The sequence below is a fragment of the Pseudoalteromonas sp. PPB1 genome, from assembly GCF_015356275.1.
In the GTDB taxonomy this organism is placed as follows: domain Bacteria; phylum Pseudomonadota; class Gammaproteobacteria; order Enterobacterales; family Alteromonadaceae; genus Pseudoalteromonas; species Pseudoalteromonas rubra_D.
Map to the genome: position 1 here is coordinate 364,999 of NZ_JACEQV010000001.1, position 22,958 is coordinate 387,956.

Annotated in this window: 18 protein-coding genes; 9 read left to right on the top strand and 9 right to left on the bottom strand. The window is 50.8% G+C overall.

Annotated features, from left to right (window positions below; all coding sequences use genetic code 11):
* Positions 1–2 precede the first annotated feature (2 nt).
* A complete protein-coding gene (locus IY568_RS01630; protein WP_194866616.1) occupies positions 3–1,016 on the top strand; it encodes a twin-arginine translocation signal domain-containing protein in 1,014 nt (337 codons plus the stop codon).
* 51 nt (positions 1,017–1,067) lie between these two features.
* Here the strand turns inward: IY568_RS01630 and thiI are convergent, their stop codons facing one another.
* On the bottom strand, positions 1,068–2,525 hold the full coding sequence (gene thiI, locus IY568_RS01635; protein WP_194866617.1) for a tRNA uracil 4-sulfurtransferase ThiI: 1,458 nt from the start codon (positions 2,523–2,525) through the stop codon (positions 1,068–1,070).
* 125 nt (positions 2,526–2,650) lie between these two features.
* On the bottom strand, positions 2,651–3,307 hold the full coding sequence (locus IY568_RS01640) for a TetR/AcrR family transcriptional regulator (protein WP_125558398.1): 657 nt from the start codon (positions 3,305–3,307) through the stop codon (positions 2,651–2,653).
* Positions 3,308–3,481: 174 nt separating this feature from the next.
* On the opposite strand from IY568_RS01640, the gene coaD reads away from it, so the two are divergent.
* Positions 3,482–3,964 (top strand): pantetheine-phosphate adenylyltransferase, encoded by a 483-nt coding sequence (gene coaD / locus IY568_RS01645; protein WP_138536836.1) that lies wholly within the window; start codon positions 3,482–3,484, stop codon positions 3,962–3,964.
* On the top strand, positions 3,961–5,325 hold the full coding sequence (locus IY568_RS01650; protein WP_194866618.1) for a capsule assembly Wzi family protein: 1,365 nt from the start codon (positions 3,961–3,963) through the stop codon (positions 5,323–5,325). The genes coaD and IY568_RS01650 overlap by 4 nt, the downstream gene beginning before the upstream one ends.
* 44 nt (positions 5,326–5,369) lie before the next feature.
* On the opposite strand, the gene IY568_RS01655 is transcribed toward IY568_RS01650, so the two are convergent.
* From IY568_RS01655 to argC, 6 genes are all read right to left on the bottom strand, one after another.
* Positions 5,370–5,885 carry a hypothetical protein gene (locus tag IY568_RS01655; protein WP_125558404.1) on the bottom strand — a complete coding sequence of 172 codons (516 nt, stop codon included), beginning with the start codon at positions 5,883–5,885 and terminating at the stop codon, positions 5,370–5,372.
* Between the two features lie 273 nt (positions 5,886–6,158).
* Positions 6,159–8,024, bottom strand: a complete 1,866-nt coding sequence (argH, locus tag IY568_RS01660; RefSeq protein WP_138536749.1) for an argininosuccinate lyase — start codon at positions 8,022–8,024, stop codon at positions 6,159–6,161.
* 24 nt (positions 8,025–8,048) lie between these two features.
* Entirely contained in the window at positions 8,049–9,263 is a 1,215-nt protein-coding gene (locus tag IY568_RS01665) for an argininosuccinate synthase (RefSeq protein WP_194866619.1), read from the bottom strand.
* A 31-nt stretch (positions 9,264–9,294) separates the two neighbouring features.
* On the bottom strand, positions 9,295–10,215 hold the full coding sequence (locus IY568_RS01670) for an ornithine carbamoyltransferase (protein ID WP_194866620.1): 921 nt from the start codon (positions 10,213–10,215) through the stop codon (positions 9,295–9,297).
* An 8-nt stretch (positions 10,216–10,223) separates the two neighbouring features.
* Positions 10,224–11,006 (bottom strand): acetylglutamate kinase, encoded by a 783-nt coding sequence (gene argB / locus IY568_RS01675; RefSeq protein WP_125558412.1) that lies wholly within the window; start codon positions 11,004–11,006, stop codon positions 10,224–10,226.
* A 3-nt stretch (positions 11,007–11,009) separates the two neighbouring features.
* The gene (gene argC / locus IY568_RS01680) at positions 11,010–12,020 is read right to left on the bottom strand and encodes an N-acetyl-gamma-glutamyl-phosphate reductase (RefSeq protein WP_194866621.1); all 1,011 of its coding nucleotides are present in this window, start codon (positions 12,018–12,020) and stop codon (positions 11,010–11,012) included.
* 173 nt (positions 12,021–12,193) lie between these two features.
* On the opposite strand from argC, the gene argE reads away from it, so the two are divergent.
* From argE to IY568_RS01710, 6 genes are all read left to right on the top strand, one after another.
* On the top strand, positions 12,194–13,357 hold the full coding sequence (argE, locus tag IY568_RS01685; protein WP_125558416.1) for an acetylornithine deacetylase: 1,164 nt from the start codon (positions 12,194–12,196) through the stop codon (positions 13,355–13,357).
* Between the two features lie 413 nt (positions 13,358–13,770).
* Complete coding sequence (locus IY568_RS01690; RefSeq protein ID WP_194866622.1) at positions 13,771–14,259, top strand: hypothetical protein; 489 nt, start codon at positions 13,771–13,773, stop codon at positions 14,257–14,259.
* Between the two features lie 10 nt (positions 14,260–14,269).
* A complete protein-coding gene (locus tag IY568_RS01695; protein ID WP_194866623.1) occupies positions 14,270–16,105 on the top strand; it encodes a GMC family oxidoreductase in 1,836 nt (611 codons plus the stop codon).
* Positions 16,106–16,118: 13 nt separating this feature from the next.
* On the top strand, positions 16,119–17,207 hold the full coding sequence (locus IY568_RS01700; RefSeq protein ID WP_194866624.1) for a ferritin-like domain-containing protein: 1,089 nt from the start codon (positions 16,119–16,121) through the stop codon (positions 17,205–17,207).
* A gap of 1 nt (position 17,208) precedes the next feature.
* The gene (locus IY568_RS01705) at positions 17,209–19,182 is read left to right on the top strand and encodes an alkaline phosphatase family protein (RefSeq protein WP_194866625.1); all 1,974 of its coding nucleotides are present in this window, start codon (positions 17,209–17,211) and stop codon (positions 19,180–19,182) included.
* A gap of 169 nt (positions 19,183–19,351) precedes the next feature.
* Entirely contained in the window at positions 19,352–20,329 is a 978-nt protein-coding gene (locus IY568_RS01710) for a heme-binding protein (RefSeq protein WP_194866626.1), read from the top strand.
* Positions 20,330–20,386: 57 nt separating this feature from the next.
* On the opposite strand, the gene IY568_RS01715 is transcribed toward IY568_RS01710, so the two are convergent.
* Positions 20,387–22,813: a zinc-dependent metalloprotease gene (locus IY568_RS01715; RefSeq protein WP_194866627.1), complete on the bottom strand. Its 2,427-nt coding sequence runs from the start codon at positions 22,811–22,813 to the stop codon at positions 20,387–20,389.
* Positions 22,814–22,958 lie beyond the last annotated feature (145 nt).

Genomic DNA, 22,958 nt, shown 5'->3' on the forward strand with positions numbered 1-22,958 from the left:
CTATGAAAAATCAGCAACACACCACTGTGTCCAGGCGTTCCTTTTTAAAAGGGACCGGACTGGGACTGGGCGCGCTGGCAACCAGCACCCCCACGTTTGCCTGGCAAAACACCATTGATGTGCATCAGGGCGTCGTCGCCACAGCCACGCTGAAAAATGCTGGCTCGCAAGAACAAGCCCACATGCAGGATCAGTACATGGCACTGGCAGACACGCTGGATTTGCCGATCCGGACAGGCCATCAGGTTCTGATTGTTCTGGGTGTCGTGTCGGATAAACCATTTCCTTACAGTGTTGACAGCAAACTCCTGCATGCAAGCCTGAAGCATCTGCTGGCACAAGGGGTGAAGGCGCAGCAAATCACCATTGCTTATCGCAGTGAACACGACCTCCAGCCAACCTCGTCACTGATGGTCTCGGCAAGCAAGGCGCTGGGCAAGGCATTTAAACCGGAACATTTTGTTAATACCCTGGGCAATACACACTGGGAGACATTGACGCTCCCTCAGGGTTTACCGGCTTTACGCGTTTTGCACAGTGCTAAGCGTGCCGATCATATCGTATACCTGGGCCAGCTGACCGATCAGCATGGTCAGCCTGTCATCCCTGAACAGGCCATTGCACAAACCCTGTTGGCTGCTGATGGGCTGGCTCAGTATGCCGGGCAACTGGATGATGTCACCAAAATCTCCGTGCTCAACCGCGCGGTGTTTGCCAAAGTCAGGCTAGTGGCGAACAACGCAACGCGATTTGTCGCAACCACTGATACTGCGCAGTGCGAGGAAAAATGTGTCCATCCGGGGATCCTGAATATCTCTAATGATATGACCAGCCAGGCGATATTCGCGCGTCATTACCTCAGTGCGCTGCACGATAAGACACAGGTCACAGCGCGCACTGCTCAGTCATTAGTCTGGATGCAACAAGGGAGTAGCCGCGATCCGCTGACTATCCGGTTGGTTGAATCAGCTCTGAGCCGTTCCGGTGTGGCATTGAAAAAGGTAACGCTGGGGTAACATGTGGTGTGGCTGAGCCCTTGCTCAGCCACACCTGTAGGGGGTAAACCCTTATGGGCGATAGACTCTGACGTTGGCAAAGCCATTTTCGTGCAGGATCAGGGCCTGCAGCTGGCTCATCACGCCTTTGTTACAATAGAGGTAGTAATCTTTGTCCTGTGGTAAATCGCCAAACTTCGTCGCGAGGCGGAAAAATGGCAAGTGGATCACTTCAATTCCCTCCAGCTCAAGTGGATCGGCATCTTCTTCTTCCGGAGAGCGAATATCAACCACCACGGCACCCGCAGGTAGCTCGCTGACATTTTCCGCTTCTTTAACTTCTTCTTTTGCTTCAGCCTCAATCTCGCGAATGTCCTTCACAATGGCGTTCTCCACCACGGTATCCAGCACATCAAAGTCAAACTTGCCTTCTTCAGCTTCGATTTTTTCCAGCTTCGCTTTAACCGTCGGCTTTTTCGAGATCACACCACAGTACTCAGGCATAGACTCCGCCATTTCACAGGTGCCAATCTGGCGCGCAATGCGAATGATCTCTTCTTTATCATATTGGATCAGAGGGCGTAAGATCAGGGTTTCGGTGACACGATCAATCACATTCAGATTTGCCAGCGTTTGACTTGACACCTGACCAATACACTCACCAGTCACTAATGCCTGAATACCAAAGCGCTCAGCAACGGCGGAACCAGCACGCATCATCATACGTTTGAGCACGACGCCCATCTGGCTGCTTTCGATGTTCTCCAAAATCTCTGCCACCACAGGTTCAAAGTCTACCGTGATAAAACGTACCTTATGCGTTGAGCTGTATTGCTTCCACAAGTAGTGACTCACCTGCTTTACACCAATCTCATGTGCCGCACCACCCAGGTTGAAGAACAAGAAGTGGGTTCTCGCGCCTTTACGGATCATCTGGTAGCTGGCCACACCCGAGTCAAAGCCACCCGACATCAGAGACAACACGTCTTCTTGTGTTGGCAATGGGAAACCACCCATACCCAAATGTTTGGTTGTGACAATATAAGCACGATCGCCTTTTACTTCGATTTTAACCGTGACCTCAGGTTTGCGTAATTGCACCCGTGCGCCCGGCACATTCTGGTTCAAACCACCGCCGACATACCTTTCTACGTCACTGGAAGTAAAGTCATGATCCCCCTGACGTTTCACCCGAACACAGAACGTCTTATTTTCGATTTGCGGGCCCACCAAAGGCAGTGCGGTTTGATAAATGTCGTCCAGCGTTTCAAAAGTGGTTTCCTGCACTTCAAGAAACTGCACAATGCCTGGAATGCGGCCCAAACCACTGACAAACGCTTGGCGGATCTTAGGATCTTCGCTGTGCGTTACCACTGTGATGTTGTCCCAGTTATTTTTTACCGTCACTTTTTCGTCAAAGCGGCTCAGCACCAGTTTGATGTTTCGTTCGAGTACCATAGTAAAGCGTTTGCGAACCGATTTACTTTTGATCACGATTTCAGGGTGCAATTTGACGATAAATTTAAACATAGAAGTCACTCTTGGTTTGGACATGAATGCGCAATTGGCGCGCCGACAACGGGCGCGCGATTATAGCAGACTTATTAAAGACTAGGAAATATACAGAGGATAACCAGCTTTTCTGGTCTGTGAGATCAAGCTATGCTGGGTAAAGACGCATCCGCCATTGCCTGATAGTGTTGCTGTAGATGTTGGATTTTGTCCCGGCTCAGTGAGGTGGCATAGGGTTTAAACAGCATCAAGACCTTGACAATGCCATTGTAGATATCCTGCTGCTCCAATACCCCGGTCATTCTGCGGGCTTTCACGTAAGGTGTCCAAAAGCTCACCACCATTTTCAGCATGTGTGCCAGCTCATTGGCATCCTCATTGCTGATCGCGATGACTTCGGCCTGTCGCAGACCTATAACGACTGCTTTCACCTGCTCAAACAATCGAGCTTGAAACGCAATATAGTCTTTTTTAAGGACATCGTCGCGCACCAAAATATCGTTGAGATTATCGTAGAAGAAATGATAACGCCACATCAGCTCAAACAGCGAATCGAGATACTGGGTCAACTGTTCAACGGGTTCATCATGGGCTTCTAATGGCTTGAAGTGGGTACTTAAGTGCTCACTATACAAAGCAAAAATATTACGAATAATGTCTTCTTTATTTTTAAAATGGTAATACAGATTGCCAGGACTGATCCCCATATTAGAAGCGATGTGGTTGGTGGTGATTGTTCGCTCGCCATGTAAATTAAACAAGGCGATACTGGTACGAATAATTTTTTCCTTGGTATTCATATTCGGTTCTCTGATAACACGTAATTAATGAAGCAAGTAACCTTTCGGTTATAACGCCCAGTGAAAATAGCACTAAATGGGAATAACATTAAATTTTCATTTTGAAATCAGACCAGTGATATTGTGCCGTAAGCTTGATAATATAGAGCGAATTTGAACTTTTATGATCCAGACATGCAAGTAACCGCTTTATATCCGGGCACCTTTGATCCGCTCACCAATGGACACGCCGATTTAATCAAACGCGCGGCCAAAATGTTCGACACTGTCATTTTAGCCATCGCACATAACCCAAACAAAAAACCCTGCTTTACTTTGGATGAACGTGTTGCGTTGGCAAAAGATGTATTGGCGGAACATGACAATGTTAAAGTCATTGGCTTTAGCGGACTACTCGTCGACCTGGCCCGCCAGCAACAAGCCAATGTGCTGATCCGTGGGATCAGAGCGGTTTCTGATTTCGATTATGAATTTCAGCTGGCAAACATGAATCGTCGCTTATTTCCTGAATTGGAAAGTGTGTTTCTGACGCCTTCTGAGAAAAACTCTTTTATCTCTTCTACACTGGTCAAAGAAGTCGCTTTACATCATGGTGATGTCAGCGAATTTGTCAGCCCATTAGTGGCTAAAGCTCTAGAGGAAAAATTACACGGATGATGCGCTCCTGTTTTATGTTAAGCAGTCTGGCACTGGCCTCAGCATCTGCCTATTCTGCTCCCTGGATTGATGCCGGGCAAAGCCATCTTAAGCATTCGATTGACTTGCTTGTCAGCGCAGGCGTGATTCAACGCCCAGTTAACCAGTACCCTTTAATGTGGAATGGCCTGGTGGATGATCTGGCCAAAGCAGATCCGACTCAGCTGCCCGAAGATGCTCAGTTCGCGCTGCAACATGTAAACCATGCCTTGGATCAGGCCAAGAATGACAAGCACTCAGGCATAGTCACGCATTATGGTGATGAACAAACGATGCCGGCAGGGTTTGGTCAGCAAACCCGCTCTCGCGGCGGGGTTAGCAGTTATGGTCAGATCACCGGCAGCAATGTCAGTGCACGCGTACAAGTTAACTATGCCGAAGACCCACAAGACGGCAAAAAGGTCAATCATCATGGCAGCCACCTGGCAGTGTTGCTGGGAGACTGGGCGTTTAGCGCAGAGCGACTCGATTACTGGTGGGGTCCGGGCAATGAAAACGCCTTGTTACTCTCTAATAATGCGGCCCCGATGAAAGCGTTGCGTATCAGCCGGGCCAATACTAATTATAGCGGCCCAAGCTTCTTATCATTTATTGGCCCCTGGCAAATTACCGCAATCGCAGCAAAGCAGCGTCCGCAGTTAGCTGACGCCAGCGAAAAAGACTTCTGGGGCGTCAGAGTGTCGGCCTTTCCTTTACCGGGATTGGAAGTATCTTATGCCACCACAGCCAGCGATTTCGTGTACCGAACAGACCCGGAGGATGAAACTCAGAACCAGCAACGCCTGAGCAGCATGGATGTCAAATACGCCTCACGCATTGCAGGTGTGCCTGTGGCTTTCTACGGTGAAGTAAGTGGCGACAATGACCAAGGGGCGCTACCAGACAATGGGGCTTTCACCTTAGGCGCAGAAGCTTTCTGGGGCACGTCAGAATATCGCATTAAATCCTATCTTGAATACAGTGATACAGAAACGGATTGCCAGGCTCAGCAAGCCAGTTTTCAGTGTGACTTTGCCACCACTGGCAAAGGCGCTGATTACCGCGAACGGGGCCGCTGGCTGGGTGCACACATGGGACCACAGGCAACCTCTGTCAGCTTAGGCGCAAACTATTACGGTATGGGCGGCATAGGCGGTTACGCCAAGCTAAAACGACTAGAATTTGAGACGCTCAATCTCGATCGGGATTTGATTCAGGTTGGTTATCAACAAGGTCTGTTTAGCGGCTTGCTAAAGTTGGATTTGGCGTATTGGCGTGATAAAGGTACGACCGATTCAAACAACGAAACGTCAGCATCCGTCAGTTGGGAGTATCGATTCTAAGCTTTTTCCGCCCGATCCTATTCGGGCGGTACCAACGCTTGTCATCACGCTTTTTGTGCCGTATACGGTTGCGGATAAAACAAACGATATAATGCTAAAAAATCACGATTCGTGATCAGAGCCCCCACCATCACAAAGTCTGCACTGATCACTGTCCACGAATAAATGTACCACAACAGCCAGGGATCCATCGTACCAAGTATGTAGGAGTCCACGTACATCATGAAAAACATCGAGGCATTAATGCTTAGCGCTAGCACGCAATAGAAAAAAGCGGGTTGCAGCGGTGCATGCCTGAACCACCTATACCGGGCAATGAACAAAGCCACCACGGTCAGGACATCATAACTCGCCCAGTAGATAAAATCGCTGGCGACCATGTCGATAGACATAAAAAGATCGCTCAGGCTGTACGACAACGATAGGATCAGAGAAGCAGACAGAACTTGCTTGTTAATGTTTATACCCAGTACTGCCAGCCCGGCACTGAGCAAAAAAGCCATATAAAAGCCCCAGAGCACCATGGCACCGGTACTTAAGCCAAAATAATCAAATATCATAAGTATCGCTGTTTTGTGGTTTGTGCGAACATAGACCAAGCCATTTAATACAAATTTGCTTAATTAAGTGAAATTAGTATAAGACTTCGTCAAGTATTTCAAACTCTTATTGTGTGGCGCTACTCTAGCAAACACTGCCACACTTTGACCAGCTTTGTGGGAGGACTTTACTGACTTTACGTACCATGGCTAACAAACGATCCCTGGTGCAGATGGGCGCAGAAATGAAAAAAGTGCCCGCAAGACACTTTCGCTAAATCAATGTTCTGTCACTCACGCCACAAACTGACAGGGTATACGTGCAGGTTCTGCAACCTGTAACATGTATTCCATAGCCACTTCATCGCAGTTGTTTTTACGCAAACACAGTTCACAGTCTTTCATGACTTTTTCGGGCAGGCTGTCTTTGTTACACCCACTGAACCCTTGCTTATCAAAAAAACCTGGCACCCGGGTCAGCACAATGACACGCTTTAACGCCAGACGCTTGGCTTTGGCAAGCAGGTGCGCTACAAGCAGCTGCCCCTGTCCTTTTACTGGTATCGACGGGTCGACGCCAAGGGAGCGGATCTCAGCCAACCCCGTATCGTAAATATAAAGCGATGCACAACCGGTGACCTTGCCATCGACCTCAGTCACAGCAAACTCATTGATACTGTGGATCATGTCACTTTTGGCACGCGGTAGGTTTTCGCCCACTTTGGCCCAATACTGGATCAACCCTGCGATGGCCTCTACATCGTTTAAAGAGGCATCACGTACCGTGATTCGCTGTTTTTTTTTCGCCACACCGATGGCCGCAGAAACCTGAGTCACCGACGTACCACCTTTCGCACTGCGTGCTGCAATACAGGCATCAAGTTGTAATACCGGATAAACATCCTGCTCAATGTGCGGACACACCGACTGAAACTGTGCAAGACTAAGATCTTCAAGGTTTTTTTGTTCACTCAGCGCCAGCTGTACCAATTGACCCACAATATGATGGCCTTCACGGAAAGGGATCCCCTTTGCAACCAGATAATCGGCCAGCTCTGTGGCATTGGCATGACCACCTTGTGCCGCCTGTTTGGTTTTATCGGCGTTTACCTTCACACTTTCAATGCAAGACTGCGCCATATGCAGTGCCGCCAGCCAGGTTGGCATGGCGTCGAACACCCCTTCTTTGTCTTCCTGCATATCCTTGTTATAAGCCAGTGGCAAGGCTTTCAACGTCATCATCATGGCGCTGAAGGCCCCAAATACACGCCCCGTTTTGCCCCGAATAAGCTCCAGGGCATCGGGATTTTTCTTCTGTGGCATTAAAGAGGAGCCGGATGTCACATTGTCACCGAGGTCAATAAAGCCCGCCTCGCCGGAGTTATAAAAAATCATATCCTCGGCCAGACGTGACAGGTGCAGCATAGAGATCGAGGCACAACTCAGCAACTCCAGGACAAAGTCCCGATCTGACACGGCATCTAAGCTATTGCGGGTGGCACAGTTGAACTCCAGCTCAGCAGCCAGCCGTTCTCTGTCGATAGCATAGGCTGTGCCTGCCAGCGCCCCGCTGCCAAGTGGACATTCATTCAACCGTGTTATGGCATCTTGCAGGCGCGACGTATCGCGCTCCAGCATTTCCACATAGGCCATGCACCAGTGACTGAACAGCACAGGTTGTGCCCGCTGCAAGTGGGTATAACCTGGTAAAATAGTGCCCAGCTCACGCTCTGCCAATGCAACGAAAGCCGTTTTTAACGTCGTCAGTGCGTCCAAGATTTTGTAACCACTATCACGGCACCATAAGCGAAAGTCGGTGGCCACCTGATCATTACGACTACGACCTGTGTGTAACTTTTTACCCAGATCGCCGACTTTTTCAATCAACCGCGCCTCGACATAAGAATGAATGTCTTCATAGCCGGCCGTAGCAATGGCACGCGGATCAGCACTGGCTTCCTCGAGTAGCGCCTGCAACGCCGCGACCAGTTGGGCATGCTCATCGCCAGTCAGGACCTGAACCTGCTTAAGTGCCCCAGCCCAGGCAATCGAACCAACAATATCCTGCTCAGCCAGCTGATAATCGAACGGCAAGGAATCATTAAATTGTTTGAAGGCCTCATCCGGCCCAGACGAAAAGCGCCCACCCCACAATGCCATGTTACTTTACTCCTCTGGTTACCTTTACTTGACTGACTTTTGTTTGTTCAATGCCGCAATACGGCTGGACAAAGAGAACAGGCGAATAAAACCTTCGGCATGAGACTGATCGTACACATCGTCTTCTCCAAAGGTTGCAAAGTCCTCACTATATAGGCTGTTCACAGAACGTTTTTGCACGGCACTGACCTGTCCTTTGTATAGCTTCAGTACCACTTCACCCGTCGCAACCTGGGCCAGAGATTGCGCCGCAGCCAACAGAGAATCTTTCAACGGCGTAAACCAGCGCCCGTCATATACCAAGTGGGCAAATTCATTGGCGACTGTTTCTTTCCATTTGCGACTCGCCTTATCCAGCACCAGCTCATCAATGGCCTGTAATGCGGCCACCATTACTGTGCCTCCCGGCGTTTCATAACAACCCCGTGACTTCATACCCACCAGGCGGTTTTCGACAATATCAATTCGCCCCACGCCATGCTTTGCGGCAATTTCATTGAGCGTGAGTAAACAGTGATAGGGAGTCAGGACTTGACCATTAACCGCCACCACCTGCCCAGACTCAATTTGCACACTCACCAGCTCGGCTTCATTGGGTGCCTGCTCAGGCGAAGCCGTCCAGGTCCAGACCTGATCACTCGGTTGATTCCAGGGATCTTCCAGTTCGCCTCCCTCATGGGAAATATGCCAGGCATTGGCATCACGGCTATAAATTTTAGTTGCAGAAGCTGCACACGGAATATTGCGTTCAGACAGATAATCCAGCAAAGACTCACGACTGGACAGAGACCACTCACGCCATGGCGCAATCACTGCCAGATCGGGTGCTAGTGCGGCAAAACAGGACTCAAACCGCACCTGATCATTGCCTTTACCCGTACAGCCATGAGACAGTGCATCCGCGCCCACTTTACGCGCAATTTCTACCTGTGCCTTAGCAATAATAGGTCGAGCCATTGAAGTACCCAGTAAATAGGTACCCTCGTACACCGCACCACTTTGTAAAGTAGGATAAATATACTCACTGACCAGTTCAGCTTTGAGATCAACGATATGACATTCACTGGCCCCCGACGCCAGGGCTTTCTCCTCCACGCCCTGAAGCTCCTCATCACCCTGGCCCACATCGGCTACAAACGCGACCACTTCACAGCCATAGTTTTCTTTTAACCAGGGCACAATCGCTGAGGTATCCAGACCACCGGAGTAAGCCAGCACTACTTTTTTAATGTTTTCCATAATATTTACCTTAATACTTAAATCGATTGGCTCAGACGATCTGTTTGTTCATGAGCGCGAGTAACAGGGCATTTTGCGCATGCATGCGGTTCTCAGCCTGTTGCAGGATCCGTGCTTTAGGCCCGTCCATCACCTCAGACGTGATCTCATAACCACGGTGAGCAGGCTGGCAATGCAGTACCGTGCTGGCCCCGGTCTGTTCGAGTAATGTTTGATTGAGCTGATACGGCATAAAGGTCGCTTTCGCCTGTTCCAGTGAGGTATCACTCCCCATAGACACCCAGGTATCTGTGTACAACACATTGGCACCTGCCGCCGCTTCGATACGATCGCTGATCAGCACTGATGCCCCGTTTACCGCCGCAATTTGCTCTACCTGCTTAACAATCTGGGCATCAGGAGAGTGTCCTTTGGGACAAACCGCAACAAAATCGGCCCCCAGAGTCGCGGCCAGCAATAATAATGACTGACAAACATTATTGCCTTCGCCCAGGTAGGCCAGCTTGATCTGGCTAACATCGCCAAACACCTCCTGCAACGTCAAAAAGTCGGCCAGCGCCTGACAAGGGTGATACAAATCACAGAGACTGTTCACCACCGGGATATCAGAGTATTCAGCCAGCACCTCTAAAGTGTGATGAGACGAAACACGAGCGACCAGTGCATCTGCCCAGGTGGCGATGTTCAATGCAAAGTCCTGCACAGACTCACGGCTGCCCATAGCACCGTTTTGCTGATCCAGATAAACGGCGTGTCCTCCGAGTTTGTTGATCCCAATATCAAATGACAAACGGGTTCTGAGGCTGGGCTTTTCAAATAAAGTGACCACAGATTTACCCGCCAGTGCGTGGGCAAATTCCTGCGGCTGTTGTTTAATGTCACTTGCAAGCGCAAGCAGTTTTAGGATCTGGCTTTTATCCAACTCCAGACCAGTAATAAAATGACTCGACATAAGGCTTCCTACGGTAGAATATGGGTTCCGACGTGCTGGCCCTCAATCAGGGCAAGCAGGTTATCTGGCTTCTGCCAGCTTGAGATATACACCCCACGTCGTAAATGTCGGGCAGCGTGAAGACTGGTCTTAACTTTGACCTCCATCCCGCCCACAATCACCTTCTGTGCTATCAGTTGTTCTATCTGGTCACTGTTGAGTTGCGCTAATGGCTGACCTGTGCCATCCAGCACAGCTTCAACATCCGTCATAAAAATCAGCTCACCACCGAGTTGATGTGCCAGCGCAGCTGCTGCTTCATCCGCATTGACATTAAACAGCGCGCCGTCTGCACCAATGCCAATTGAGCTAACTAAGGGGATTCTTCCAGCAGCCAGCAGCTCGGGGATCAGGCTTTCGTGCGCTGCTTCACAGGTGCCAACCTGCCCCAACGCCTTGAGTTTCTGCGTAGTCAGCAGGCCTGCTTCGTATAAACTGATCCCTGCCGGCACCAGACCCGCTGTAATTGCCTGTGCCATTAACTGTTTGTTTGCGCACCCAGCTAATGCACCGACTATGTAAGGCATCTGCTCTTTGGGACTGATCCGCAGCCCCTGATGTTTAGCGGTCGCAAACCCGGCATCACTGAGCCAGCGGTCTACTAATGCACCACCGCCATGCACTACTACAAAGTTGTCTTTATCACCTTGCTGAGCCAGTGATTTCAGCGCGATAAATAAATCATGCGCGGCGTGCTCTGAATTCAGCACAGCACCACCAAGTTTGATCACCCAGGTTTTTTTATCTGTCATGAATTACCCCATCAACCCTTGTTCATGCGGATACTGACTGGCCAGATTCATACATTGCAGCGCCTGTCCTGCCGCACCTTTCAATAAATTATCTATGGCCACTGTGACAATCAGTTGTTGCCCCTGTTGTTGCCAGCCAATATCGACAAAGGCCCGGTTTGCCACCCCTTTGATAGAAGGCAGCGCATCACCTTTAAGCCGGATCAATGGCTCGTCTGCCAGCACCTGATAGGCCTGTGCTACCTGATGTGCAGATACACCTGGCTTGAGCGAAACATAAATAGTTTCGAGGATCCCACGGGGGAAATTTCCCAGGTGTGGCGTAAACAAAACGGGATGCGCAAGATAGCGCTCAATTTCAGGTGTATGTCTGTGATTAAACAAACCATAGGGCGCCAGAGAAACTTCACAAAAATGCGTTGTGAGGCTCGCTTTACGCCCGGCACCCGTGACGCCTGAGACCGCATTAATAATAATGGTGTCATCGCTTAGTAAATCGGCCTGTTTAAGAGGTTTCAGCGCATTTAATGCGGCGGTTGGATAGCAGCCGGGCACAGCCACCAGCTGGGCCTCGCTCAAAACGTCACCGTACCATTCAACCAGACCATACTGTGCTTTATCGAGCCACTGCGAATAAGGGTGGCTAAATCCATAATATTGTTCGTAATCAGCACTGCTTTTGAGCCGGTAAGCACCGGACAGGTCGAAGACCTTTTTACCCATGGCAAGAAAAGTCTGGGCAAGCTCAACGCTTACCTTGTGATCGGTACAAAGGCAGACATAGTCGACATCGCTGTCGGCTATGTCTGCAAACGTCTCATCCGTCAAAGGGAGCAGGGAGACATCAAGTAAACCTGTATGTTCAGGATATAACTCACTCAGATACTTCCCTTTATCTAAACTCTGTACGGACACATAACAACCACTGAGGTGCAAACCCGGATGACGGGCCACCAAACTGGCCAACTCTGCGCCGCTATATCCGCTGGCGCCAACAATTGCTACGTTAAACATCGATAACTCTTATAAATTAGTAAACACAAAGACCATATAAATCTGCTATTGATGATGTTATCGTCGCATTGTTGCACCCTCTATATTTATGCTAAAAAAATGAATTGATATTCACCTTACATACATATAGATTTTTATGCAACAGGTTTGAATAAATATTTTAGGATAAATACATGCCACTTCCCGACTTTAAAACTATGTACAGCGAGCTCATCGCACGCCCCTCAGTCAGTGCGCTCGATCCCAGTCTTAATCAAAGTAACCGCGCAGTCATTGAGCTGCTTGCACATTGGTGTGAACAACTGGGCTTTAGTACCGAAATCACCGAGCTACACAGCGCACCCGGTAAATTCAATCTGCTCGCCCGCAAGTGCCCGCCCGGTATGGCAGAACAAGCAGGGGGGCTGATGCTGGCCGGACACACAGATACGGTGCCCTTTGACGACAGCCGCTGGAATTTTGACCCTTTCCAGCTCAGTGAAAAAGACAATCGCTTGTATGGCTTAGGCAGCATTGACATGAAGGGCTTTTTTGCCTTTGTGTTGAAAGCACTGGAGGAGCTGCAAGAAGCACAGCAAAGTGCTCCGGTGATGATCCTGGCCACCGCAGATGAAGAGATCACCATGGCAGGTGCACAAGAAATCGCGCGCCACGCAAACCTCAAACCGGCACGCTGTATTATCGGTGAACCAACCGATATGGTGCCGGTTTATACGCACAAAGGGCACATGTCTTCGGCCATTCGAATCACCGGTCGATCTGGCCATAGCTCAGATCCCGAACGAGGTCTCAATGCCATTGAAGTCATGCAGCAAGTGATTACCAATCTGTTACAGCTAAAAGAAGATTTAAAGAATAAATATTCACTATCTGATTTCGTCATTCCCTACCCTACCTTGAATTTAGGTCATATTCATGGAGGTGACAATGCCAACCGCATTTGCGGCTGTTGCGAGTTACATATCGACCTGCGTCCACTGCCCGGACTCAGCATTACCGAGCTGCAGGCCTTATTAATGCAGGCTGTAGCCCCTATCAATGAGCGCTATCCAGATAGCGTGTCTGTCATAGATCTGCATGACCCCATTCCCGCATTTCATGGCACCCGGGATTGCGCACTGGTGAAGCTGGCTGAAAAAATTTCAGGTCAACAGGCCGTTGCCGTGAATTACTGTACAGAAGCGCCCTTTTTACAGCAGCTTGGATGCGAGACCATTGTCATGGGACCGGGCTCAATTGCTCAGGCACATCAGCCAGATGAATATCTCGCGATGGAAAAAATCAAACCCAGTCAGCAAATTCTGACTGAATTAATCCGCCAACAATGCTTTAGCTGAATCGTTCAGCTCCCGTGTAATAAGGTGTAATTTGCACAAAACTCAACCAGACACTATACCTGAACAGATGTAACACAAGATCGGTAACGGCCTGTCAATATGCGCCCCGTCAAGCGCAACAGGTCGCCATCCGTGAAGGTGTGCCCATTTGCGCGGTATGGTCCGCCATGGATGCACCTTGGGCCGTTCGGGGCCATCGACTGTCAGCATAGGACGCCGCAGTATCTGTCTACTGACAAGGAAGGGGCAAAAGATGTGCAATCTACTCTCTTATTATCACAATCCAGATAGTATCTGCTATGTGTTTAGCCGTGCTTGTCTCGGCAGGCATATCGCTGCCAGTTACGTTTGTCTCCCTCCTTTGATGCGTGCCGCTCGCAGATTTTTCTCATTACACTATCAGGGGCAAACTTATGTACAGACTGAGCGACTTTTATCGCCTCAGTGCCGCACTGACTGGCTACCAAGAAGTCGAGTTACAAGGCACGGGCGTCGGTCCGGTTTACTGTCAGACACTCAGTAAATGGGTCCGTCAGGACGTAATTGAAGCACTTTACGCTCAGGCAGAGCAGATTGGTGCACTCGACAATGATACCAGTCAGGCGCGCTTTTACGACCAGATCTGGAATAGTGCCAAACTCGGGCCCGTTGCCAGAAACATCATCAAGATGTGGTACCTCTCCATCTGGTATCAGCTGCCAGCTGACTGGAATGCCCTCTATGGAGTCGATGACTTCAGCGCCGATAAACCGCTCGTTGAAGACTATGTGATTTCAAGCAATGCCTATATTCAGGGCCTGGTCTGGAATGCGTTGGGCAGTCACCCTATGGGTGCCAAGCAGCCTGGATATGGTACCTGGGCCTTCCCCGGGCACACAGCAAAAACACATAACCTGGATTAAGGAGCCAAACATGACACATCATCATAACGACTACGACGTCGTCATCGTCGGTGCCGGGATTGCAGGTGCCATTATGGCTAAACAACTGGGTGAACAAGGCAAACAAGTCTTGATCTTAGAAGCAGGTACTGGCACTGACGGGCGTTTCTTCGATCAGGGCAAAGAGCAGGGCTATGAATCCTACATGGAGCGCTTTTTCACAGCCATGGCCAAGATCCCAAATGCGCCCTACCCTAATAACCCCAATGCCCCTCAACCCTTAGTGACGGATATTCAGAAACCACCGCTCGATAAACCCGTTAGCGACCATGGGTATTTTGTCCAGTATGGTCCGGATCCCTTTGCCAGCACCTACACCCGCAGCGAAGGCGGCACGACTTTACACTGGCTGGGCACCTGTTTACGTATGCTGCCCGAAGACTTTGAACTACAAAGTCGGTTCGGTCGGGGCCGGGATTGGCCAATCAGCTATCAGGAATTACAACCCTGGTACGAAGTAGCAGAGCAGCATATCGGGGTCTCGGCGAATGCCGATGTACAAAACTACCATCAAATTGACAATCCCAGTGTGCAGCTACCATTTGAGGAAAATTACAACTACCCGATGGAGCAAATACCACAGAGTTTTCTGGATCAGTACCTCGCCAAAGGGCTGCAAGGTATGCAGGTTAACATTGAGAATCAAACCTACCCCATTGATGTGGTTGCGACACCACAAGGGCGCAACGGCATGCCACGCGGGGATTATCGCCCGGTGGGAGCTGTCGGTAACCCTGACCTTGGCCAGCGCTGCGCAGGTAACTCAAACTGTGTGCCCATTTGTCCTATTCAGGCTAAATATTCTGCCTTAAAAACACTGGAACAGGCCAAACAGACCGGCAATGTGACCATAGAAACACAGGCCGTGGCCTATCACCTGGCCGTAGATGACAACACCCAGAACATCTCCAAAGTGCACTACAAGCGCTACCACTCTACTGATTCTGCAGCTTTCGAAGATAAAGCCGTGACAGGCAAAATCGTGGTCCTCGCTGCCCATGCCGTCGAAAATGCCAAACTCTTGTTGGCCTCCAATGTTGCGAACTCCAGTGATCAAGTTGGTCGCAATCTGATGGACCATCCAACTATGCTGACCTGGGGTCTGATGCCGTGCAAAATTGGCGCATTCCGGGGACCTGGCTCGACCTCCGGGATCCCGTCGCTGCGCGGTGGCGCATTTCGTGCCGATCAAGCCGCATTTCGCATTGAGATAGGCAACTGGGGCTGGAGCTGGCCGGAAGGCGCGCCCATTGCCACTGTTCCTGATCTGATCGACAAACAAGGGTTGTTTGGCCCGGCGCTGCGGCACAAAATCGCAGAGGAATACCCGCGCATGTTCCGCTTTGGCTTTTTGGTCGAGCAGTTACCGGATCCTGATAACCGCGTCACCATAGACGATCAATACCGGGATCAGCTGGGCAACTATCGGCCCGTTATCCATTACAAAGTGACAGACTACACCCGCGCCGGTATGGCACAGGCCAAAGAAGTGTCGGATGCCATTTTCCAGCGGCTCGGTGTGGAACCCTTCACCCAATACAAAACCAGCGATCCGGGCTATGTGCAATATCAGGGCAAGGGTTATGTCTACAACGGTGCCGGACACCTGGTCGGGACACACCTGATGGGTAAGGACCCGAAAGACTCTGTGGTTAATTGCGACCAGCGCAGCTGGGATCACCCCAACCTCTACCTGGTTGGCTGCGGCAACATGCCCACCATTGCGACCAGTAATCCAACTTTGACCATGGCAGCATTGACCTTCTGGGCTGCTGACAACGTGTTAAACGCACTCGACCAGTATTGAGGAGGGACCAGCCATGTATCACAAACTGCAAAAACGCCCAATAGAAACGCTCGAACAGCTGCATCATGACCTGCAACTGGCCATTGAACTGGAGTTCTCTACACTACCGGTCTACCTCAGCGCCTTATATTCCATAAGGGAAGGCACCAATCAGTGTGCCTATACCGTGATCCGCTCAGTCGTGATGGAGGAGATGTTTCACCTGACCAATGCCGCGAATCTGTTGATCGCCACCGGAGGTAGTCCGGCCATTAACAGTCCGGAGTTTCTGCCCACCTTTCCAACTAAACTGCCTGACGGGGAAACCTGGTTTGAAGCAGATCTACAACAATTTAGTCCTGCAGCACTGCGAAACTTCCTCAAAATTGAAATGCCTGCCGATCTGGCAAAAGCGGGGGATATCACCATAGGCGAATTTTATGTCGGCATTGAAAACGGCTTAGAAACTCTGCATAACCGCTATGGCCCAGCACTGTTCCCTGCGGATTGCCATGACAAGCAAATCGCGCATAAGTATTACTATGGCGGCGGCGGAGAGATCACGCCGATCACCGATCTGGACTCGGCCAATTTTGCACTCAATACCATTGTTGCCCAGGGTGAAGGCGTACCAGAAAAGCACTGGAATCCAACCCAGCCTTTCCCGCTCGGTGAAACCACTGGCATAGACAGCGGCGACCATCAGCTCTTCATGCAACCCAGAGAGCTGTCTCATTATTATCGCTTTAATGAATTACTGCTGGGTTATCGCTATGTACAAGGAGATTCGCCCGATTCGGGACCAACAGGCCCCGCGATTCCCATTGATTATCGGCAAGTTTATCCGGTTTTGAAAAACCCTCAGCCAGAAAACTATCATGCCTTCGGGGCCATTGCCCGGCTGGATACAGAATTTAATCTGACCCTGAGCCTGCTACTGGATCAACTTCACCTTGCCTTCAATGGCCAGCCTGACATCTTGGTTGCTGCGGTAGGCACCATGTTTGGACTCAAAGAGAAAGCCCAGAATATGATGCGCGTGCCACTGCCTGATGGCAGCGGTCACCACGCCGCCCCCACCTGGCGCTACATCCCCATAGATAAACGCCCTGGAGCATGCTGATATGACCACAAGACGCTTCGATCACATTATCGTGATCATGTTTGAAAACCAGTATCGCGGTTATGTGATGAATAACCCTTACATGCGCAACCTCGCCGCCCAGGGCATTGAGCTGACCAACAGTTTTGGCGTGATGCACCCGTCGCAAACCAATTATATCGCCTCACTCGCGGGTGAGCTGTGCAATGTGACCGACGATGAGGTGCCACCCAGGTTGCCGCAACGCACCCTGGTGGACCTGATAGAAGATTCAGCGCAAAACCTTGACTGGCGTGCCTACATGGAAAGCTATGTGGCAGGGTGGACGCCCTGGAAAGCGAACAACTTCACGCCCGTAAACAGCTATCCGTATGTACTCAAGCACGACCCCTTTTCATCATTTTCCCGTATTCTCGACAGCGAAGCGCGCTGGCAGAAAATTGGCAATGAGGCACAGTTCTACCAGGATTTACTCAACGATAACCTGCCCGAGTTTGCCTGGTTTACACCCAACATGTGGCACGATGGGCATTATTTGCTTGGCACCAAAGACAATGACCTCAAAGGCGAACGCGCGCCAGTGCTGGTGGATCAGCAAGCAGACTGGCTGAAGTCGTTTTTTGCCTCGATTAATTTCCCCGGTCCGGATAGCAAGCTCCCCGATAACACCCTGGTGGTCGTCACCTACGACGAGGCCGATTTTGAGTCGGATTATGACACCAGCCAAAAGTACAAATATTACTACGACGGGCCGAATCAGATTTATACGGTGTTACTGGGCGATACCCTGACACCCTCAAAGCAACACGAAGGGTACAACCATTACTCTTTGCTGCGGACCATTGAAGAGAACTTTTCGCTCGGTACGCTGGGCAAGAACGACCGCCATGCTAACTATTTCCGCTTTTTGTGGGATGAATCGCTGCACTGGCAACGAGCTCAGTCCGTGCCGCACCTGGAACAGATCTGCGATTTGCAAGCCGCCAGCCTGGGTACGCAACTTTACCTCTTCTATACACGGCATGATCAGCCCGGTCAGTTGCACTGTACCAGCTTTGACGGCCATAGCTGGTCAGCGCCATTACAGCTTCAGGCGGATTGCAAAGATCAGCTTCAGCTCAGTGCGCAGGGCAATACACTTGTGCTGGGATATCGTGATTTGGACTTACGTATTACCCTGCACACCCTAACGACCAATCAGGGCTGGCAAACCTTACCTGCCCCCAGCAATGAAAGCATCTCAGCCCTGGCGTTACAGGTGTTGCCAGAGAGCCACGATCTGTTACTGGTGTATCGCGATCAGCAGGGTTGCATGCAAGCACAGCGTTATGCCCAGCAACAGTGGCTACCTCAGCCGCAACCACTGGTGTGCAAACCCACAGGCCCATTCACTTTAGCCTCATTGGGCAGCAATACCCTGCTGATATATCGCGAAGGCAATGGTCAGGCGCTGGCCTGCCTGAGCTATAACAGTGCAGAATTTAATGTCACCGATGTGAGTAACAGCACCTATGCCGGACCACAAGACAATGCAGTGAGTCATCAGTGGTCGACCAATGGGTTTGGCATTGGTCATTTCTCCCAGGCCCCCAGCAAACTGACACCCGATGAGCCAGAGCCACAGGAACACAGTTATCAAAGTGAAGGTAGCCTGGCCGCAGCGACGCTCGATGGCGTGATCCACTTGTTTCACAATGCCCCCAACAGCCAGCAGCTACTGAGCGCCTGCTTTTCTATTCCAGGTGTACTCACCAGTCAGCAGGCTGTCTCCTACGATCCAGCCAAAGCCGATACCACCAGCAACGGCTATGGCACCATGGCTGAAGCAGGCTGGAGTGAGCAGCAGATGCTCAACAATGCCCATCGGGATCCAGGCACCCCGCTGTGCGCTACGCGCTATCAGGACCAGCTTTGGTGCTTCTATCTGAGTAGCCATGACCAGCAGCTGCGGGCCCATGTAGCCGCTTACTTATCGACAGATTGTCGCGCCACATAAAGCGCATGCAGAGGCAACGGACAATGACGATCAATTTAAGATGAACCATTAAGTACAGACGAAGGCAGCCAGGGATCCCGCCGCCTTCGAGCAGTCACTGTAGGGATCAAGCCTATGGCACTTTGGAATAACCCATGGGATGCCAGTAGCAATTAATGAGGAAACCATCATGACTGACGTAACGCCCCCTGATCTTTCAAAACCTTTGCTGATCGACCCGGCACAGGAAAACCCGCCAGCGCCGACAACAGAGCTGGGCCCGCTGCAACACCTGGTCGGCACCTGGACCAATCAACCGCTGGGTAACTCTGGTATGGGGGGAACGGACAAACCGTTTTCTTATTGCCTGATGCCACTGCCTCAGGAAGCCAGCTATATCCTGAAAAACTTTGCTTACTATGAAGAATTAACTTTTTCAGCCATTCACGGCACAGCGCCCAACCGCGGTGGCTTAGGCACGCAAGTTGCCAACACCCTGTTTTACGAGCAGCGCGTTTACTTTGCCGATGGCCCGGCAAAAGATCAGCTGGTGCATGCCGAAAATGGCTCACTGCTGTTCCTGACCGATCGAAAACAATTGCTGGGGCCTTATGGCAACGGAGAAAAGCCGGGGATCGGAACTGAAACTGTGCCTAACAGTGTGCCACCGACGCAAAACTATGACTTTATCAAGCAAATGTCGGTACCACATGGTAACTCAATTCTGGCCAGCGGGCATTTCCAGTCAGGCACAGGTGTGCCCACCATTCCGATGCTGAGCAAAAGTGACGTGCTCCCTATGGGTCTGCCCCATGATGTCAGCACCGATCAGTACAGCACCAAAAGTGTTGGTAACCTGAACCCAGACTTTACCCTGAACCCCAATCAGCCACTGAATAATGCACTGGAAGTATCTCCACCGAAGAAATTCATTTTACTGGAAGTGGATACCGCCCACTCGGGCATCCCCGTGACTAATATTGGCTTTGAGCAACAGCATGCCAACGTCAGCCGTTATGCCATCAGCTACTGGCTCGAGTCACTCGATGGCAGTGATAATTTCACTCAGCTTCAGTACTCGCAAAATATCACCATGGAGATCCCTATTCAGGGGCAAACCGTCACCTTCCCGCACATCACTACCAATACCTTAGTCAAAAAGGCCTAAGTACAGCGGGCATAAAAAAACCGGACTGATGTCAGTCCGGTTTTCTCTTTTGCAAGATTAGATAGGCGAGCCTGGCGGCATCGGCAGGGCTTTAAAGCCTTGCGGCCATTGACCGCTTTCCAGATACTGCGCCACTAAGTCCGCCAGATAGGTGTCGAATGCATCGGCCTTGCTGCTGCCACCAAACAGAGAGTCGTCACTGTATTGCTCTACCAGCTGACTCAGGTAATAACGCAACTGGGCCTGAACTTCCGGTGCCAGCTTATCGCTGCTACCCAGCTCTGCCAGACGATAGGCTGTTAAAAATTGCACACGCTGCGCCAGTTTTGTTGCCATGCCCGACTCCGCTTTCGGCTGAAAAACATGCTGATATACCGTGTTCAGTAGATCGTCGCTGTTGAGGTTGGCATGATTACGAGCCCCCTGCTGCGCCAATCGATTTAGCCGCTGCGGGTTCAGCAATAAACTCAGGGTATGCTGCGCCGCCACTTCTGGCAACGCCATCGCATCCAGTGTCAGACCGGTACGCCCTTTGATGCTTTCACGGGTTTTATACTCGCCATAGGCTTTAGGCGGGATCAACGCCAGCACTGATTCCGGGATCATCAGTTGCTCAGGAGATAAGGTATCCAGCAGAGCCGAGAGTGCTGCCTGCTGCTGTGCCTTGCCTACCACTTGTGCGCCTTTGGCAGTCTGCGCGCCACGCACTTCATAGTCGTAGTCTACGCCACCGATCAGTTTCACTGCCGATTCCACCTGATAACGGTGGAACAAGTACAACGGCACCAGCTTTTCTTCCAGCTGAGATAAGGCCTCACCGGTTTTGATGTTATTCAGGCCAAAACGGGCCAGCGCCTTACGACGAATATCCAGCACCCGTGTTAATTCAGCTGCCGGGTCACCGCCGTTATCCCACAGGTGGGCAGTCGGATGTGCACCGCCTTTAGGACGGGCATCGGCATCCGAGATAAACTCCAGCCCTTTGCTCTTGTTCTCTGCCAAAATAGCAGCCAACCCCTGAGATTCATCCACCGCGGTAAAGTCGCTATAGCCATACTTGATCACCTGGGTATCCCACTCCCCCATGCCTGATGCGTAGCCTTTGCTGATATCCAGCTCACCCTGATCGTTCATGCCCACCAGCGGATGCGGATAATCCATCACGGAGGCACGGTCTTTCACAGACGCCGAAAAGTTATGAGCAATCCCCAGCGTGTGGCCAATTTCGTGGGCACTGAGCTGGCGAATACGGTCCAGCGCCATGGCGTGCAGATGCGCGGTCACTTCATCACCTTTTACAAATGGCGCAGCTAACGCTTCGGCAATCAAAATGTCCTGACGCACGCGCAATGAGCCCAGGGTGACATGGCCTTTAATGATCTCGCCGGTACGCGGATCTATCACCGATGCCCCATATGACCAGCCACGGGTCGCGCGGTGAACCCACTGGATCACGTTGTAACGAATATCCATGGGATCAGCATTTTCCGGCAGCACTTTGACCTGAAAGGCATTTTTGTAACCCGCCGCTTCAAAAGCCTGATCCCACCAGCGTGCACCATCCAGTAATGCAGTCTTCACCGGCTCGGGCACACCCGGGTCAAGGTAATACACAATCGGCTCGACCGGCTCAGAGACTTTTGCAGTCGGGTCCTTTTTATTTAAGCGATGGCGCGGAATATAACGCACATACATAGACTCGCTCAGCGGTGCCGAGTAGTCCTTGTGCTCAATACTCCAGTAACCTGACTGCGGATGGAATGCGCGGGGCTGATAATTGTCATCCGGCAGCTCAATCAGCGAGTGGTGCTGATGGACCGTCACCGCATAAGGGTTGGCCGTCGCCTGCTTCACATACTCACCAGGCTTGCTGCCCTTAAAGGTCAGGACCGCTTCCAGCTCGGTGTTTTTCATAAAGGCTTTGGAACGTGGCATATAAGTGGCGCTGCGGCTGGCATCCAGGCTGTAACTGCCCTGCTTGCGCGCCGCCAGCGTCCGGGACACACCGTGGACATCCGACAACAGATAAGGGGTGTAATCGATCAATACACTGTCATCATCTTCGGCGACCACTTTAAAGCCATTTAAAATGCTGGAGGCAAACGCCTCTTTGACGCTTTGCTGCTCCGCCGGATTATCGGCACTGGCACGAAAATAGGTATTCAGTGCGCGCAGCATCACCTTGTCACCAAAGCGCTCGAATTGCACCAGGTAAGTACTACCCAGCTGGCCGCGATCTAACCCTATGTCGTTGGATCCGACGCCATACGGCAGGCTATGCTGAAGTAAGAACGGCTGCGAGAGTTTATCCACATCCAGGTAAATTTTGCCACTGGCAGGGTCGCTATAGAACGCATAAAACCCGGGGAAATGGTTGAGTTTGTCAGTAAATTCATCAATAGACTTAATTGCAGCGTGCGCTTGGGGTATCATAGCCAGCAGCAAAGCCGAGAGCATGTGAGGTGCAAAGCGTGTTTTTCGCATTTTCTTATCTTTGTTGTGTTAGGTTAGATGACTGGTACCTCATTTGTATATTAAATCGTATACAAAATACAGTTATTTAGGACAAAATTCAGCGCTGTTTGTGGCCTGCTCTCTCACTCTATCAGGGCTGCAACATAACCGTTAT